Annotated in this window: 15 protein-coding genes and 1 tRNA gene; 5 read left to right on the top strand and 11 right to left on the bottom strand. The window is 56.7% G+C overall.

Annotated features, from left to right (window positions below; translation table 11 throughout):
• Positions 1–157: 157 nt before the first annotated feature.
• The gene (locus Q0N43_RS09000; protein ID WP_295445557.1) at positions 158–1,132 is read right to left on the bottom strand and encodes an Mrp/NBP35 family ATP-binding protein; all 975 of its coding nucleotides are present in this window, start codon (positions 1,130–1,132) and stop codon (positions 158–160) included.
• Between the two features lie 71 nt (positions 1,133–1,203).
• Between Q0N43_RS09000 and Q0N43_RS08995 the strand changes: the two genes are divergently transcribed.
• The 4 genes from Q0N43_RS08995 to Q0N43_RS08980 all read left to right on the top strand — a co-directional run bounded on the left by Q0N43_RS08995 (position 1,204) and on the right by Q0N43_RS08980 (position 6,022).
• The gene (locus Q0N43_RS08995) at positions 1,204–2,322 is read left to right on the top strand and encodes a protease modulator HflK (RefSeq protein ID WP_295445555.1); all 1,119 of its coding nucleotides are present in this window, start codon (positions 1,204–1,206) and stop codon (positions 2,320–2,322) included.
• The gene (locus tag Q0N43_RS08990; protein ID WP_295445553.1) at positions 2,319–3,164 is read left to right on the top strand and encodes a protease modulator HflC; all 846 of its coding nucleotides are present in this window, start codon (positions 2,319–2,321) and stop codon (positions 3,162–3,164) included. The genes Q0N43_RS08995 and Q0N43_RS08990 overlap by 4 nt, the downstream gene beginning before the upstream one ends.
• Positions 3,165–3,280: 116 nt before the next feature.
• The gene (locus Q0N43_RS08985) at positions 3,281–4,777 is read left to right on the top strand and encodes a trypsin-like peptidase domain-containing protein (RefSeq protein WP_366845959.1); all 1,497 of its coding nucleotides are present in this window, start codon (positions 3,281–3,283) and stop codon (positions 4,775–4,777) included.
• A 39-nt stretch (positions 4,778–4,816) separates the two neighbouring features.
• Complete coding sequence (locus tag Q0N43_RS08980) at positions 4,817–6,022, top strand: M20 family metallopeptidase (RefSeq protein WP_295445550.1); 1,206 nt, start codon at positions 4,817–4,819, stop codon at positions 6,020–6,022.
• 1 nt (position 6,023) lies between these two features.
• Here the strand turns inward: Q0N43_RS08980 and Q0N43_RS08975 are convergent, their stop codons facing one another.
• The 3 genes from Q0N43_RS08975 to Q0N43_RS08965 all read right to left on the bottom strand — a co-directional run bounded on the left by Q0N43_RS08975 (position 6,024) and on the right by Q0N43_RS08965 (position 9,823).
• Entirely contained in the window at positions 6,024–7,232 is a 1,209-nt protein-coding gene (locus tag Q0N43_RS08975; RefSeq protein WP_295445548.1) for a dipeptidase, read from the bottom strand.
• A gap of 99 nt (positions 7,233–7,331) precedes the next feature.
• Positions 7,332–8,906 carry an L-aspartate oxidase gene (gene nadB, locus Q0N43_RS08970; RefSeq protein ID WP_295445545.1) on the bottom strand — a complete coding sequence of 525 codons (1,575 nt, stop codon included), beginning with the start codon at positions 8,904–8,906 and terminating at the stop codon, positions 7,332–7,334.
• Complete coding sequence (locus Q0N43_RS08965) at positions 8,906–9,823, bottom strand: ABC transporter ATP-binding protein (protein ID WP_295445543.1); 918 nt, start codon at positions 9,821–9,823, stop codon at positions 8,906–8,908. Before Q0N43_RS08965 ends, nadB begins: the two co-directional genes overlap by 1 nt.
• Positions 9,824–9,961: 138 nt before the next feature.
• Between Q0N43_RS08965 and Q0N43_RS08960 the strand changes: the two genes are divergently transcribed.
• Complete coding sequence (locus Q0N43_RS08960) at positions 9,962–10,156, top strand: zinc-finger domain-containing protein (RefSeq protein ID WP_295445541.1); 195 nt, start codon at positions 9,962–9,964, stop codon at positions 10,154–10,156.
• A 30-nt stretch (positions 10,157–10,186) separates the two neighbouring features.
• Here Q0N43_RS08960 and Q0N43_RS08955 read toward each other — a convergent pair whose 3' ends face one another.
• The 7 genes from Q0N43_RS08955 to Q0N43_RS08925 form a co-directional block, all read right to left on the bottom strand.
• Positions 10,187–10,888, bottom strand: a complete 702-nt coding sequence (locus Q0N43_RS08955; protein ID WP_295445539.1) for a helix-turn-helix domain-containing protein — start codon at positions 10,886–10,888, stop codon at positions 10,187–10,189.
• Between the two features lie 93 nt (positions 10,889–10,981).
• A tRNA-Met gene (locus Q0N43_RS08950) sits at positions 10,982–11,058 on the bottom strand.
• 76 nt (positions 11,059–11,134) lie between these two features.
• On the bottom strand, positions 11,135–11,641 hold the full coding sequence (locus tag Q0N43_RS08945) for a 2'-5' RNA ligase family protein (RefSeq protein WP_295445537.1): 507 nt from the start codon (positions 11,639–11,641) through the stop codon (positions 11,135–11,137).
• A 215-nt stretch (positions 11,642–11,856) separates the two neighbouring features.
• Positions 11,857–12,534: a 50S ribosomal protein L9 gene (gene rplI, locus Q0N43_RS08940; RefSeq protein ID WP_295445535.1), complete on the bottom strand. Its 678-nt coding sequence runs from the start codon at positions 12,532–12,534 to the stop codon at positions 11,857–11,859.
• 11 nt (positions 12,535–12,545) lie between these two features.
• Entirely contained in the window at positions 12,546–12,770 is a 225-nt protein-coding gene (rpsR, locus tag Q0N43_RS08935; protein WP_125229746.1) for a 30S ribosomal protein S18, read from the bottom strand.
• A gap of 3 nt (positions 12,771–12,773) precedes the next feature.
• Positions 12,774–13,223 (bottom strand): 30S ribosomal protein S6, encoded by a 450-nt coding sequence (gene rpsF / locus Q0N43_RS08930; protein WP_295445533.1) that lies wholly within the window; start codon positions 13,221–13,223, stop codon positions 12,774–12,776.
• A 161-nt stretch (positions 13,224–13,384) separates the two neighbouring features.
• Positions 13,385–14,779 carry a Mur ligase family protein gene (locus Q0N43_RS08925; RefSeq protein WP_295445531.1) on the bottom strand — a complete coding sequence of 465 codons (1,395 nt, stop codon included), beginning with the start codon at positions 14,777–14,779 and terminating at the stop codon, positions 13,385–13,387.
• Positions 14,780–14,849: the final 70 nt, after the last annotated feature.

Genomic DNA, 14,849 nt, shown 5'->3' with positions numbered 1-14,849 from the left:
AGCCATGGACCAAAAAGATGCTCCCCATCCGCCGCACGCATGTTTGGCGCATAGCGACGCGGCCATAGGCCCCATGCCACCAAAAGTCCTATGCCTACGCCGCCGCCAACCAGCAGTTTCCGGCGGCTTATGCCGTCCTTTGCTGCTGGCGCTTCATTCATGCAGCGGTATCTTTCGGAGAATCAATCCACGCAGAGACTTGCCGCGCTATCGCAGCATAAGCGTCGCTAATCGGTCCTTCACCTAATGCCGGCGGCGTGCCAGCGTCGCTTTCCATCCGGATTTTAATGTCGAGTGGTATCCGTCCTAAGAACGGAATACCCAATTCCTTCGCTGCCGCCTCTGCCCCACCCGAACCGAAAGGATCGCTCATTTCCCCGCAATGCGGACACAGATACCCGGCCATATTTTCAACAAGGCCAATGATCGGTACTTTTGCCGTATCGAAAAAGCTGATGGCGCGCATCGCGTCAATGAGGGCAAGGTCCTGTGGCGTGGAGATGATGACTGCGCCGATAGGCTTATGCTTCTGGATCATGGACAATTGAATATCGCCCGTGCCTGGCGGCATATCAACCACGATGTCGCGGACATTGCCCCATTTGGCATCGACAAGTTGCGACAACGCATTACCCGCCATCGGTCCGCGCCATGCAATGGCTTGCCCCGGGTTGACCAATTGCCCCATGGACAGAAACGGCACGCCGCCCGCGCCCATCACAGGTATGATCATGTTGCCTTCGGCTTGGGGCTTCACGCCCTCCACACCCATCAATCTCGGTTGCGACGGGCCATAGATATCTGCATCCACCAGACCAACAGAACCGCCAGCGCGCGCCATGGCAATGGCAAGGTTTGTCGACAGCGTAGATTTGCCGACGCCGCCTTTGCCACTCGCCACAGCAATCAGGCGCGGCGTGATGCGTTCGGCGGTCAACATCACACGCACCGATTGCGCGCCGGCCTGCGTGGCTGCCGTGCGGACATCGGCTTCGATTTCAGTGCGCTGTTCGGCATTTAAGCCGGACACGTCAAGCATCAGCGAGACCGCATTTTCGGTGACCTTCAAACCACTCGCGCGGTTCCCTACAACCGCAAAAATGGCATCGGAAAATATAGCAAAATTGGACATGACTTGCCGAATAGATTCAGAATTGCGGGATTGACACTGTTTTTCTGAAAAACCGTTCCTATAAAGGTTTTATGAGCAGAAAATTTGACAAGCAAGGACCCGTGATTTTGGCAACAGATGGCAAAGGACCTTGGGATTCCTCCGATTCTGGGGAAACAGGCGGCACAAGCAATTCAACCGGACGCGGAGGCGGATCGAAGCCCGACCCCGTGAATCCGTGGGACCCAACACCCGAACCTGCCGGACGCGCTCGTTCGCGCGGACCATCGCTTGAGGAACTGCTGCGCAGAAAAGGCGGTGGATTTGGTGGTTTGCCGCAACGCCCCGACGGTAAAAGCTGGTTCCCGCTTATCATTGGCGGCTTAGTGGCGCTATGGATTGTCTGGACGAGCATTCATCGCATTGGCCCCGAGCAAGAGGGTGTCGTGACGCAATTGGGCAAATATTCTGATACATTGCCGCCTGGAATTCAATTCACTTTGCCTGCGCCACTGCAAAGCATCACGAAAATTGATACGCAGCAGATTCAGACGACATCCATAGGCTCGCCAAAGGCAAGCAGCGAGAATTTGGTGCTAACGAAGGACCAAAGTATCATCGACATGGCCTATGATGTCCGCTGGTCAATTAAAGATCCGGAGCTCTACCTGTTCCAACTCGACAGCCCGCAGGAAACTGTCAAAGAAGTCGCGGAAAGTGCCATGCGCGCCGCGGTTGCTAATTTTGACCTAACACAAGCCATTGGCCCCGGTCGTGGCGCGATCGAACTTGAGGTGCGCCGCCGGATGCAACAGGTGCTCGATGAATATCGGGCTGGCGTGTTGATACAGAGTATCTCGATTCGCCAATCGGACCCGCCAGCTGAAGTCAATGACGCCTTCCGCGAAGTGAACGCGGCGCAGCAACGGCGCGAGAGCTATCTGAACGATGCCCGCGCTTATGCCAGCCGCGTGACCGAGCTTGCATTGGGTGAAACCGCCGAGTTCGATAAAATCTATGTGCAATATCGTGCCGCACCCGAGGTGACGAAGCGCCGGTTATACTATGAAACCATGGAGCAAGTGCTGGGTAAGGTCGACAAGACGATTGTCGAAACGGGCGGCGTAACGCCTTACCTTCCTATTCCCGAATTCCAGAAAAGATCGGCTCCAAAAGCCGAACCCTTGACCGTTACAGGGACAAAGCAATGACCAGCAGCCTCCTTCGCAACCCGATTTATCTCGCTTTTGGCGCAATAGGCGCGCTCATATTGATGAGCATGTCGGTGAATGTCGTTCCCGAAACTCAGCAGGCCATTATCAGCAGCTATGGTAAGGTCGACCGGATCGTGAACCCCTATAAGCCCGGCGAGAAATTCGGCGAGACACGCGCTGGACTTACCTTCCGCATTCCCTTTGTTGAACAGATCCAGATGATCGACAAGCGCGTCTTAAGCGTTCAGATGGAACAGCAGGAAGTGCTTTCCACCGACCAGTTGCGCTTGCAGGTGGATGCCTTTGCCCGGTTCCGCATTACCCAGCCCGCTGTAATGTACCGCACAATCCGAACCGAGGATCGCCTGCGTGACCAATTGCGGACGATTTTGGGTTCATCGCTGCGCAACGAGCTCGGCAAGCGGACCTTTGCCGCCTTGTTGAGCGCCGAACGCGGCGAAGTGATGGAGAATATCCAGACTGCGTTAAACCGCGAAGCGCGCAAATATGGAGCCGAAGTCATTGACGTGCGCATCAAGCGTGCCGACTTGCCAGCCGCAACATTACAGTCGGCTTATAACCGTATGCGCAGCGCGAGAAACCAGGAGGCCATCGCCATCGACGCAGAAGGCCAAAAGGAAGCGCAAATTATCCGCGCTGACGCTGAAGCCGAAGCCGCCCGCATCTACGCCATAAGCTATGGCAAGGACCCGGGTTTCTATGATTTCTATCGCGCGATGCAGAGCTATCGTCAGACGTTCCAGAATGGTGAAGGTGCAAGCAATATCATCTTGTCACCGCAAAACGCCTATCTGGAAAAATTCCGTAAAGGCATTTAATCGAAGGACAAATGCTGTTGGTCGGAGGAATGGCATCCATTCAATCGGCGTTCAGCTTTACCGGGTCAAAGATGAACAGAATTTCTGGGCGTTGCCCAATTGAATAAACGAGAGGAATGATATCCGTGCATTACGCTTATGCAGTTACCACCGCGCTTTTGATGGCTGGCGGCACAGTTGCTATAGTCAATGGCAACCCCGTGACCGCGCAAACCGGACTGGCTGTTTCGGAACAGGTCAATCTTGCCCCCGGCGGCGCGCCGTCGAGCTTTGCGGATCTTGCCGCGCAATTGCAGCCAGCAGTCGTCAACATCGCCACACGTCAAAAGGTGCAGGTAGCCACCAGCCTGAACCCGCTGACGGGCGAACGCCGCCCCGTCACGCAGGAACAAGCCAGTGGCGGCTCAGGCTTTCTTATCTCAAGCGATGGTTACATCGTCACAAATAACCATGTGGTTGCCGGTGGCCCGGCTGGCGAAGCTGTTGACCGTGTCACGGTAACGCTTTTCGACGGCAAGGAATTTGAGGCCGAAATCGTAGGTCGCGACCCATCCTCAGATATTGCTTTGCTAAAAATTCGTGCTTCCGACCTGCCCTTTGTTAAAATGTCAGAATCCCGGAAAAGCCGCGTGGGTGATTGGGTGATCGCCATTGGGAACCCGCTTGGCCTTGGCAACACAGTAACCGCGGGGATCATTTCAGCGCTGCAGCGTAACATCGGCGCGGGCGGCGCCTATGACCGCTTCATTCAGACCGACGCCGCCATCAACCCCGGCAATTCCGGTGGTCCTTTGTTTAACCTGAAGGGTGAAGTTGTTGGCATCAACAACCGCCTGATTTCGCCCGTTGGCGCGAATATCGGCGTTGGCTTTGCCATCCCGGCTGAAGAAGCTATCCCCGTTGTTGAGTCGCTTAAAAAGGGTGTTCGGCCAGAGCGTGGTTATCTTGGCATCAGCATCCAGCCGGTGAGCGAACAGGTTGCCGACGCCCTTGGTCTTGAAAAGAACCGTGGCGAGTTTGTTGCACGCGTCGTCCCCGAGGAGGCCGCAGACAAAGCTGGCCTGAAAGAAGGTGACATTATCCTTCGCGTCAATGACCGTGAAGTAACGCCTGAAGTGACCTTGTCCTATATTGTCGCCAACATCAAACCCGGCACGCGTATACCGCTCGACATTTTGCGCGAAGGCAAGCCTATGAAGCTGACGGCTACGGTTGGCGCGCGTCCACCCGAAGAGAAGCTGGCGCAACGCAACTTCAACCCGGAAGAAAATAAAGACTTCGACAAGCAAGTTGATACGCCCGATTCCAAAGTCATTCGTGATGCGCTTGGTCTCAGCGTCATCCCGCTCGACGCCGAAATCGGGCGTGCGCTTGGCGTGACAGCCGACGTAAAGGGGGTTGTCATCGACGTTCCGGGTGCTGGCACTGGTGCGCAGGTTGGTTTGCGGCGCGGTGACATCATCGTGTCCGCAAATTATCGCGAGTTGAATACAGCCGCCGAACTCGCCGCTGCCGTTAAGGAGGCAAAGACAGCCGGTCGCAGCGCGATCCTGCTGGGCGTAAAACGGCGTGGAGCGGCAACGCAATATGTCGCTGTGCGTTTGGAAGATTAAGACTGTTGTCGGTCGCGCCAGGCTGGTGCTAGTTAAGCTATGGACTTAATCAGCACAGACTGGCGCGCCGACGCCGAAAATATCCTTCCCGACCTTATTGACCTCCGCCGGGCCATTCATGCCGAGCCGGAATTGGGTCTGCAAAATCCCAAGACATTGGCAAAAATAAAGGCCGCGCTTGCCGGCCTTCCGCTGGAGCTGCGTGAGGGGCCGTCAACCACTGGGCTCATTGCGACCCTCAAAGGCCCTGCCAATGGCCGTAATGTGCTTCTGCGTGGCGATATGGACGCCTTACCGCTCCATGAAGATACGGGCCTTGAATATAGCTCGCAAACCGACGGCGCGATGCATGCGTGCGGGCATGATACCCATGTTGCGATGCTCGTTGGCGCGGCAAAGATGCTGTGCGCCAAGCGCGACCAATTGGCGGGCACGGTCCAGTTCATGTTTCAACCGGGTGAAGAGGGCTATCATGGCGCACGCTTCATGCTCGACGACGGTTTGATTGATCCGCTACCCGATGCCGCCTTTGCCTTGCACACCATGCCCAACGCGCCGCGCGGGGTGTTTAGTGGGCGAAGTGGTCCGTTACTGGCATCTTCGGACGTGCTGACTATTACCGTGAAGGGCGCTGGCGGCCACGCCTCCATGCCGCATGACGCCATTGACCCAATCCCCGTCGCTTGCGAAATCGTATCGGCGATCCAAACGATGGTGACCCGCAAGATTTCGGTGTTCAATCCTGCCGTTGTCACCATCGCCAAAATCTCAGCGGGCACCACCAACAATATCATTCCCGAAACAGCAGTTTTGCTGGGTACTATCCGCACATTGTCCCCACAATCGCGCGCACGCGTGGCCGAGGAGCTGCACCGCCTTGCCCCCGGCATCGCCGCCGCCCATGATTGCAGCGCGGAGGTGCATATCGAACAGGGCTTCCCCGTCACCGTCTGCGACGACCGCGCCGTTCAGTTCGGCAAGGCGGTTGTCGAGGATATGTTCGGCCCCGAAAGCTGGATCACGCTCGACACGCCCATCATGGGCGCAGAGGACTTTGCCTATGTCCTCGAAAAAGTCCCCGGCGCGATGTTCTTCTTAGGCGCGTCACACGAAGGCGACGACTGGCGCACCTGCTGTGGCCTGCACTCCAACCGCATGGTCCTCGACGACAGCATTATGGCAAAAGGCGCCGCCCTTCACGCCGCCATCGCGGAACGTTTTCTGGCCGACGGGTTTGCTTCCTAAACTACGAACCCGCCGCCTTCTCCACACCGCGCATCACGCGAAGGACATTTCCTTGCGCGATTCTGGTGAGGTCCGCCTTCGAATAGCCACGACGGACGAGCTCGGCGAATAAGGCGGGATAGGTTGAGACATTTTCCAGGCCAACTGGCAGTTCGTCCACGCCGCCAAAGTCACCGCCAATGCCGATATGGTCAACCCCTGCCACCTTGCGGATATGGTCGATATGGTCGGCCACTTGCGCCAGTCTTGCCTTGGGTTGGGGGTTGGCGGCAATCCATGCCTCAACAGTGGCCTTTTCGCCAACTGGATTTCCAGAAAATTCAGTCTTAGCGCGCCCTGCAACGGCGGAGCGTGCATATTCCCACTGACGCCGCTCGGCCGAGGTAAAGCCCGGCACGAAGGTAACCATCACCACACCGCCATTTTCCGGCAAGCGCTTCAAGACCGAATCGGGCACGTTGCGCGGGTGCGGTGTGATGGCGCGGGCGTTGCTGTGCGTGAACAAAACAGGCGCCGTGCTCTTATCCAACACATCGTGCATCGTTGCCTCTGACACATGGCTGATGTCGGCAATCATCCCTAAATGGTTCATTTCCGCGAGTACTTCAAAGCCAAAGGGCGACAATCCGTCATGCTTTGGCGCGTCGGTAGAGCTGTCCGCCCAATCGGTGGTCAGGCTATGTGTGAGGGTCATGTAACGCGCGCCAAGCGCATAAGTCTGCCGCAGGATTTCCAGCGAACTGCCAATGGAATGGCCACCTTCCATACCAACAAGCGATGCGATTTTGCCCTTTTTCATCGCCGCCTCAACCTCTGCCGCCGTTGCGGCATACGTAAATGTTTCGGGATATCGCGCCATCATTTGCCGGACGACATCAATTTGCTGGATGGTTCGTGTTACCGCCTCATGCTTGGGCAAAGCAGCGTCGACATAAACCGACCAATATTGCCCGCCCAAAAATCCGGCGCGCGCCGTTTTTATGTCGGTGTGGGTTTTGGCGAGCACGTCCGCTGGTAATGCAGTCAAGTCGAATTTCGAAAAATCGCGGTCAAACAACTCGGCAATCTGGTGCGGTGTGTCATTATGGCCGTCGATGATAGGCGATTGGGCCAGCACCTCGCGTGCGGTTTCCTCAGGCGTTGCGGCGGCGGCAGGTGTCGTTATTGCTCCCAGCAGCGCCAACACCGAGTAGTGCAAAAATTTAACCATGTGAACAGCCGCAACTTGATTTCGAACGTCCATAACAGCCTCCAAATAACCAGCAGCGACTCCGCCTGAAGTTACTATCAGTAGGAAAGTGTTTTGTGGCTAGGGCAGCAAAATCGTGTCGCGCGCTTCGTCGGCCATTTTGGGAAAATCGAGCGTAAAGTGCAGCCCCCGGCTCTCATGCCGGGCCAGCGCCGACCGGATAATCAAGGCGGCAACCTCGACCAAGTTGCGCAGTTCAATCAAGTCAGGCGTGACGCGGAAATGGCTGTAATAATCCTCTACCTCATGGCGCAGCAAATCGATGCGATGCTGCGCCCGCTCCAACCGCTTGGTCGTGCGCACAATGCCTACAAAGTTCCACATGAACTGCCGGATTTCGCGCCAGCATTGGGCAATCACAACCTCTTCGTCGCTGTCGGTCACCCGGCTTTCGTCCCACTGCCGAATCGGCGGCGGCGGCGGCAGTCTGTCCCAATTGGCGTCGATATGGCGGGCGCACGCATCCCCGAAGACGAAGCATTCAAGTAAGGAGTTGGATGCCAGACGGTTTGCACCATGCAGGCCGCTTTGCGTCACCTCGCCTGCGGCATATAGGCCAGGCGCGTCGGTTCGGCCGTCGAGATCCACAATCACACCGCCGCAGGTATAATGCTGCGCTGGCACCACCGGAATTGGCTCGCGCGTGATGTCGATACCAAGCCCCATGAGCTTTTCATAAATATTCGGGAAATGCGCTTTTACAAATTCCGGTGGCTTATGGCTGATGTCCAGATGGACATAATCCAGACCGTCGCGCTTGATTTCGGCGTCATTGGCGCGGGCAACAATGTCACGCGGCGCAAGTTCTGCACGATCGTCATAATCGGGCATGTAACGATGCCCCGTTTTCGGATTTTTCAGGATACCACCCTCTCCGCGCACCGCCTCTGTTATCAAGAAATTCTTGACCTCAAGATTATAGAGGCAGGTCGGGTGGAATTGCATGAATTCCATATTCGACACGCGGCATCCGGCGCGCCACGCCATGGCAATGCCGTCACCAGTCGCACCGCGCGGAGCCGTGGAATAGAGATATGTCCGGCCAGCGCCGCCACTCGCAAGAATGGTTGCGCGCGCAGTGTAGGTCTCGACGCGGCCCGTTTTGCGGTTGAGCGCATAAACGCCGTGAATACGGCCTGAGGTTGAAAAGCGTTCCTGATGCCGGCCCAAAATCAAGTCAACGGCGACCATGTCCGGAACCAAACTGATGTTCGGATGCGCTCTGGCGGCTGCTTCCAACGCTTGTTGGACAGCCCAACCGGTGGCGTCGTCAACATGGACGATACGCCGGTGGCTATGTCCGCCTTCGCGGGTCAAGTGCCAGTCATTGCCCTCCAAATTGAACGGCACGCCAAGCTTTGCCAGCCGTTCAATCGCGAGCGGCGCATTCTCCACGACAAATTCAACCGTGGCGCGGTTATTCAGACCTGCGCCTGCAACCATCGTATCCTCGATATGGTTTGCAAAATTGTCACCGGGTTCAAGCACGGCGGCAATCCCGCCCTGCGCCCATGCTGTTGCGCCGTCGGAAATGGAACCCTTGGCCAGCACCGCAACCTTGCGCGTCGCCGCCAATTGCAACGCCGCGGTCAAGCCCGCAGCGCCCGACCCAATGATCAGAACATCGACTTCCATCAAGCGGCGCTGGTCAGGCGGAGGAAGACGTCTTCGAGGTCGGCCTCCTTGGTGGTTACGTCGACAATGCCCAACCCAAGGCCTTGGATCACTAAAAGCACTTCGCCTGCATTCATGCGGTCTTTGTTGTACGTAATCTCAATTGTGCGCTCGCCAAGCAGTTCCGTTTTTTCAAAGGCTTCATGCGTTGGCGCGCTGGTTACATCGCGGTCGAGCGTTAATAATACTGCCTTCTCGCGCGCCATGCCGACCAATTCGCGCGTCGGCTTGTTGGCAATCAACTGCCCATGGTTGATAATCGCAATACGGTCGCACAACTGCTCGGCTTCTTCGAGATAATGGGTGGTGAGCACAACCGTTACGCCTTGGCGGTTCAGTTCCTGCACATAATCCCATAATTGCTGACGCAGTTCGATATCGACACCAGCCGTCGGTTCATCAAGCACGATGACGGGCGGCGCATGCACCATGGCTTTGGCGACCAGCAAGCGACGCTTCATCCCGCCCGACAGTGTCCGCGCATAGGCATCGGCTTTGTCCTCCAACCTTACGGCTTTCAACAATTCCATCGTCCGCCGTTTCGACTTGGGCACACCATACAGACCCGCTTGCAATTCAAGCGCTTCTTTCGGTGTAAAAAATGGGTCGAACATAATCTCCTGCGGCACAATGCCGATGGACGCCTTGGCGTTGCGCGGATGGGCGTCGATGTCGAACCCCCATATAGACGCGCTGCCCGATGTCTTCATCACCAGCCCGGCCAAGATGTTAATCAACGTGGATTTGCCCGCGCCATTGGGGCCAAGAAGGCCGAAAATCGATCCTTGCGCAACGTCAAAACTAACATCGCTTAACGCTTGTTTGCCACCTGCATATTTTTTGGAGAGGTTTTGGATCGAGATAGCTTGTTCAGACATGTCGGTGCGATAGCGAACGCATGGTGTCAGCGCAATGACGTGGAATCCATCCGCTGGTATTTAGTGACCGCGCGATTATCCTTAGTTCCCTATTTTTCAGCCGTTGCAGCCACGTTGCGGCTTTGCTAAGCGGCGCACATGAAAAACAGCGACCCCGAAACAATCCGAGTCCGCGAACCGCGCGTCGCTTGCGACGGCAGTGGAGATATTCCCGCCGCATTGGGCCACCCGCGAGTCTGGCTTCAAATCGATGAAAAAGGCTATGTCGATTGCGGCTATTGCGACCGGCATTTTGTGCTCATCGGCAGCCCTGCGGATAATATTCCCGGCTAAGCCACACCCAAGGCGTTCGTAAACTACCGTTCAGGCAGCAGCCGACAGGTACTGGAGCCGCGCCCGGTCGCGTATGGCGACGGTCCGGCGATCTGGCAGATGGATAACACCATCGGCTTTCAATCGAGAAAGCTGACGGCTTACGGTTTCAATCGTTAGCCCTAGAACGTCGCCAATTTGCTGGCGATCAAGCGGCAATTCAAATGCGTCCAATGCGCCATTGTCAACCGTGCAGCCCGTTTCGCCGAGCCGAACAGACATTTCGAGCAACAAAGTCGCGATCCGTTCGGTCGCGGTTTTCTTTCCGAGCCGCAACATCCATTCATGCGCACGATCAAGTTCATTCAACGTCCGGCGCAGCAGCTTGTGTTCCAGCTCGGGATGCTGGCGCGCGAAGTTGTTAAAGGTGGATCGCGAAAATATGCACAATTCGGCATCAGTCAGCGCAGTCACGCTATGCAGGCTTTGCTGGCCAAAGGGCCGGCCAATAAAGTCCGATGAAAAAACGATGCCGACAATCTGCTCCCGGCCATCGGACATGCTCATCGAAACCTTCAGCACGCCTTCAATGACATTGGCGACGACGACGGCGTCGTCACCTTCCCAAAATATAGTTTGCCCCTTGGAAAATTTTTGCTTGCGGCCAAGCCGCCCCAGCACCGCAAGCTCGTCTGTTTCGAGCCCGACGCAAACTGCACGGTTACGTATAATGCATTGGGTGCAATCCTTCATGCCTTAAGTGTAGCCGACGCTGCAAAGCGCGGCAACCGCACAAAGCGCGGCATGGCGCCACCGACCAACCAGTGAGATCACCCACTTTGCCGATGGTAGCGAAGGAGGGACTTGAACCCCCGACCTATGGATTATGATTCCACCGCTCTAACCAGCTGAGCTACTTCGCCATCCAAGCGTGAACCCCACCATTTGTGGGGAAGCACTGGGCGCTATAAGCGCGGGGGTCATAGGGGTCAAGCATTGTCAGCCACGAAATGACCATCTGCCAATATGCTCCCACGGCCCGCCGCGATAATAATGCGCAGATAGGCCCGAAATGGCGAGCGGACGCGGACGGAAGCTGTTCAACAGATGCGCGTGCAGTGCCTTGGCGGTGGCTTGCTCCACCTTGTTCTGGACCGTTATGTGCAATCGGGGCTGGGCCTGATCTTGCGGGATCAATAGCCCGCGAAAACTGTCGGCCAACTCCTCGCGCAGCCCGAGCAGTTCAGGGCTGTCCACGCGGAACGCCACGGCTTTGCCCAGCAACATAACATCCCTGAGATGCGCCACAGGCGCTGGATAGTCCTGAACCAACGCCGCAAGTCGCGATTTTATCTCTGGTAAATGGCTTGGCGGCAAATGGTGAAACAGTGTAATATGCGCATCGACAAAATTACGCTCCGCGGGGAAATGCGCGCGGCGTAGGCCATTGGCCCATGCTTGATCCGTTTTGCCCATGTCGGCGGTGATGATGATGGGTGCGTTCATGGGGTGGGTGCTAGCACGTGTTCCTCACAATGAAACAGCACATTAAAACCAGACGTCAACCTGAACTTGTTTCAGGGTCCATCGCGCCCCATCGCCCATCGGTTGAGGCGCATGAATGGATCCTGAAACAAGTGCAGGTTGACGTGCAGTAGAGGCACAAAAAAGCCGCCCTGTCTTGCAACAAGGCGGCGTTTTGTATGCAGCACTCGAGCACTTTATGCGTCGTCGCTTGCCTCAGCTGAAAGGCCGGCGGCTTCAGCAGCAGCCTTGGCAGCAGCTTGATCTTCGCGGCGCTTTGCGTTGGCAGCAGCTTCGGCAGCATCGGCTGCGTCGGATGCGACTTCGGCTTCAACCTGCGCTTCAATGACTTCAGCAGCGATCTCGGCCTGTTCGGCTTCGAACATCTGGTCAAGAACGTTAACGCCGTCCTTCTGCAACTCGGCTTCGTCGTCCGAACGGGCCACATTGACCTGAACATTGACGGTAACTTCGGGGTGCAGAACAACCTTGACGCCAAATACGCCAAGCGTTTTGATTGGGCGTTCAAGCACGATCATGTTCTTGGAAACCTTGGCGTCCTGGGCGACCAGACCGTCAACGATATCCTTGACCGAGACCGAACCGTAAAGCTGGCCAGTTTGCGAAGCCGCACGGATCAGAATGATCTGCTTGCCTTCGACACTGCCCGAAGCTTTTTGCGCTTCATCACGGCGGCTTGCGTTATCGCTTTCGATTTTTGCGCGGTTGGCTTCGAAAACCTTGCGGTTCGCGTCGTTTGCACGGAGCGCTTTTTTGTTTGGCAGCAAGAAGTTACGGGCATAGCCATCCTTCACGGTGACAACGTCACCAATTGCACCAAGCTTTTCAACGCGTTCGAGAAGTATGATATCCATGTTTCGGCTCCTTACTTCACGATGTACGGCAGAAGGCCGATGTGACGAGCGCGCTTGATAGCTTGGCCCAGCTCACGCTGCTTCTTTGCCGAAACGGCGGTAATGCGAGATGGGACAATCTTGCCGCGCTCTGAGATATAGCCTTGAAGCAGGCGTACATCTTTATAATCGATTTGCGGCGCGTCTTTACCCTGAAATGGGCAGGACTTGCGGCGACGGAAAAACGGACGTGCCATGTGTTAAGCCTCCTGCTCTGCGCGCGGTGCGCGGTCTGGACGGTCGCCACGATCTGGACGAGGGGCACCGCGATCACGGTCACCACCACCAAAGCCGCCACGCTCACCGCGTTCGCTGCGCTCTGGACGGTCGCTCTTGCGCATCATGACCGACGGGCCGGCTTCATGCGCGTCCACGCGGACAGTCATGTAACGAATGATATCTTCGTTCATGCGTGTCTGACGCTCAAGCTCAGCAATCGTGTCGCCCGAAGCATCAATGTCGAGCATCACGAAATGCGCTTTGCGGTTCTTTTGAATTTTGTATGTCAATGTCCGAAGACCCCAGGTTTCGGTCTTTACGACCTTGCCTTTATTGTCTTCTACAATCTTGGTGGCGTTTTCAGCCAGCGCATCAACTTGGGCCTGTGAAAGGTCCTGACGCGCCAAAAATACATGCTCGTACAGAGACATGGGCGTTTCCTTGTTCCTACCGATCGCTGACGCAGCACCATGCATACGCCCCTCCGGCCTTCTTCGATTTCAGTCAGGCGGGCCTGAGCAAAGCGGAGCGCTTAGGGGGAATTGGTGCGGAATGCAAGCGATTCGCAGGATTGCGAATGGGGTCGGACGCCTTAGCCCACCAGTCGCTGCAATATGTTTACCGCAAACGCGCTCAACGTATCATCCCGCGCGCCCATTATGACGATGCGGTCGCCTCGCCGCGCTAACTCCACAATACGGTTGCCGCATTCTTCGCGGCTGGGGATATATTCGGCGTTGCGGTCAGCGGCGGTGACCGCGTCGGTGATGCTTTGGCTGCCGATGCTTTTGTCCACGGTGCCGCCGAAATAGACGGGGTCGCAGAGGATCAGATGGTCGTCCGCGCCAAGCATGTCCGCAAACACGTCCGCGAGTTCAGCGCCCATGACGCGGATGGGGCCGTAGCCATGGGGTTGGAAGAAGGCGATGATGCGGCCGGGAAACGCCTTCATCGTCGCGAGCGTTGCGGCGATCTTGTCGGGGTTATGGCCGAAATCGTCGATGACCGTTATGTCATTGGCGGTGCCGACAATGTCGAAACGGCGGGCGAGGCCACAAAAGCTTTCAATGCTGTGCGCGGCTTGCGCAACGGACACGCCAAGTGCGACGCTGGAAGCAATCGCAGCAAGCGCGTTGGCGATATTGTGCCTGCCGGGGACGATCAAGGTGACGGGGTAAGCTTCGCCCATCGCATGCAGCGTAAAGCGGCTGCCGAGCGGGAGGTCGGTAATGTCTGTTGCACGGAAATTTGCGTCAGCGGAAAAGCCAAAATTAATGGCGTCCGCCAACGCCATCGGCGCGACCAACGCCACAGTCTCCGCATCATCGGCGTTCCAGACACAGACTTTTGCCTTGCGCGCAAAGTCGCCGAACAACTGCCGCAGTTCTTCTAGGCTTCTGTGATCAAGGCTGACATTGTTGAGCACCGCGACTTCGGGCGTGAACAGGGCGATTGAGCCGTCACTTTCATCGACTTCGCTGACGAACACGTCACCCTGCCCCACACGCGCGCTGGCAAAGGGCGCGTCATCAGCGACGAAATTCTTCATCACCGCGCCGTTCATGATCGTTGGGTCATGTCCAGAATCGGTCAATATCCAGCCGATCATGCCCGTTACGGTTGACTTGCCGCTCGTCCCGCCAACCGCAACGCTGCGCGGGGCAGCGTTGAACAAATCGGCGAGCAATTGCGCGCGCGTCATGCGGGTGCAGCCAAGCGCGATGGCTTTGGCAATATCGGGCACGCTGTCCTCAATGGCCGCAGAGGCAATGAGTATCTGGTCGCCGCTGACAAGGCCGCTGCCGTCTTGTGAAAACAGGTCAATGCCAAGGCTTTGCAGCCATGCGAATTTCGGTCCCAACCGGCCTTGGTCCAGCGCGCGGTCGGAACCGGCGACACTTGCGCCTGCATCATGGACGATATTGGCCAAGGGCAACATGCCCGATCCACCAATGCCGCAGAAGAAATAGGATTTGTTTTTGTGCATCAGTGGCGGTTATGGCCGGAAGATGATTTTGGCAATGGTCCTGTATATACAAAACTGCGTCACCCCCGCG

Source organism: Sphingorhabdus sp. EL138 (assembly GCF_945882965.1).
Lineage (GTDB): Bacteria > Pseudomonadota > Alphaproteobacteria > Sphingomonadales > Sphingomonadaceae > Sphingorhabdus_B.
Note: the sequence above shows the minus strand (reverse complement) of the source record. Positions and strands in the feature narration are given on the sequence as shown.

Excerpts from the sequence above, each read along its gene's own strand:
- Q0N43_RS09000 (WP_295445557.1), bottom strand. The coding sequence starts at position 1,132 with ATGTCCAATTTTGCTATATTTTCCGATGCCATTTTTGCGGTTGTAGGG.
- Q0N43_RS08995 (WP_295445555.1), top strand. The coding sequence starts at position 1,204 with ATGAGCAGAAAATTTGACAAGCAAGGACCCGTGATTTTGGCAACAGAT.
- Q0N43_RS08990 (WP_295445553.1), top strand. The coding sequence starts at position 2,319 with ATGACCAGCAGCCTCCTTCGCAACCCGATTTATCTCGCTTTTGGCGCA.
- Q0N43_RS08985 (WP_366845959.1), top strand. The coding sequence starts at position 3,281 with ATGATATCCGTGCATTACGCTTATGCAGTTACCACCGCGCTTTTGATG.
- Q0N43_RS08980 (WP_295445550.1), top strand. The coding sequence starts at position 4,817 with ATGGACTTAATCAGCACAGACTGGCGCGCCGACGCCGAAAATATCCTT.
- Q0N43_RS08975 (WP_295445548.1), bottom strand. The coding sequence starts at position 7,232 with ATGGTTAAATTTTTGCACTACTCGGTGTTGGCGCTGCTGGGAGCAATA.
- nadB (WP_295445545.1), bottom strand. The coding sequence starts at position 8,906 with ATGGAAGTCGATGTTCTGATCATTGGGTCGGGCGCTGCGGGCTTGACC.
- Q0N43_RS08965 (WP_295445543.1), bottom strand. The coding sequence starts at position 9,823 with ATGTCTGAACAAGCTATCTCGATCCAAAACCTCTCCAAAAAATATGCA.
- Q0N43_RS08960 (WP_295445541.1), top strand. The coding sequence starts at position 9,962 with ATGAAAAACAGCGACCCCGAAACAATCCGAGTCCGCGAACCGCGCGTC.
- Q0N43_RS08955 (WP_295445539.1), bottom strand. The coding sequence starts at position 10,888 with ATGAAGGATTGCACCCAATGCATTATACGTAACCGTGCAGTTTGCGTC.
- Q0N43_RS08945 (WP_295445537.1), bottom strand. The coding sequence starts at position 11,641 with ATGAACGCACCCATCATCATCACCGCCGACATGGGCAAAACGGATCAA.
- rplI (WP_295445535.1), bottom strand. The coding sequence starts at position 12,534 with ATGGATATCATACTTCTCGAACGCGTTGAAAAGCTTGGTGCAATTGGT.
- rpsR (WP_125229746.1), bottom strand. The coding sequence starts at position 12,770 with ATGGCACGTCCGTTTTTCCGTCGCCGCAAGTCCTGCCCATTTCAGGGT.
- rpsF (WP_295445533.1), bottom strand. The coding sequence starts at position 13,223 with ATGTCTCTGTACGAGCATGTATTTTTGGCGCGTCAGGACCTTTCACAG.
- Q0N43_RS08925 (WP_295445531.1), bottom strand. The coding sequence starts at position 14,779 with ATGCACAAAAACAAATCCTATTTCTTCTGCGGCATTGGTGGATCGGGC.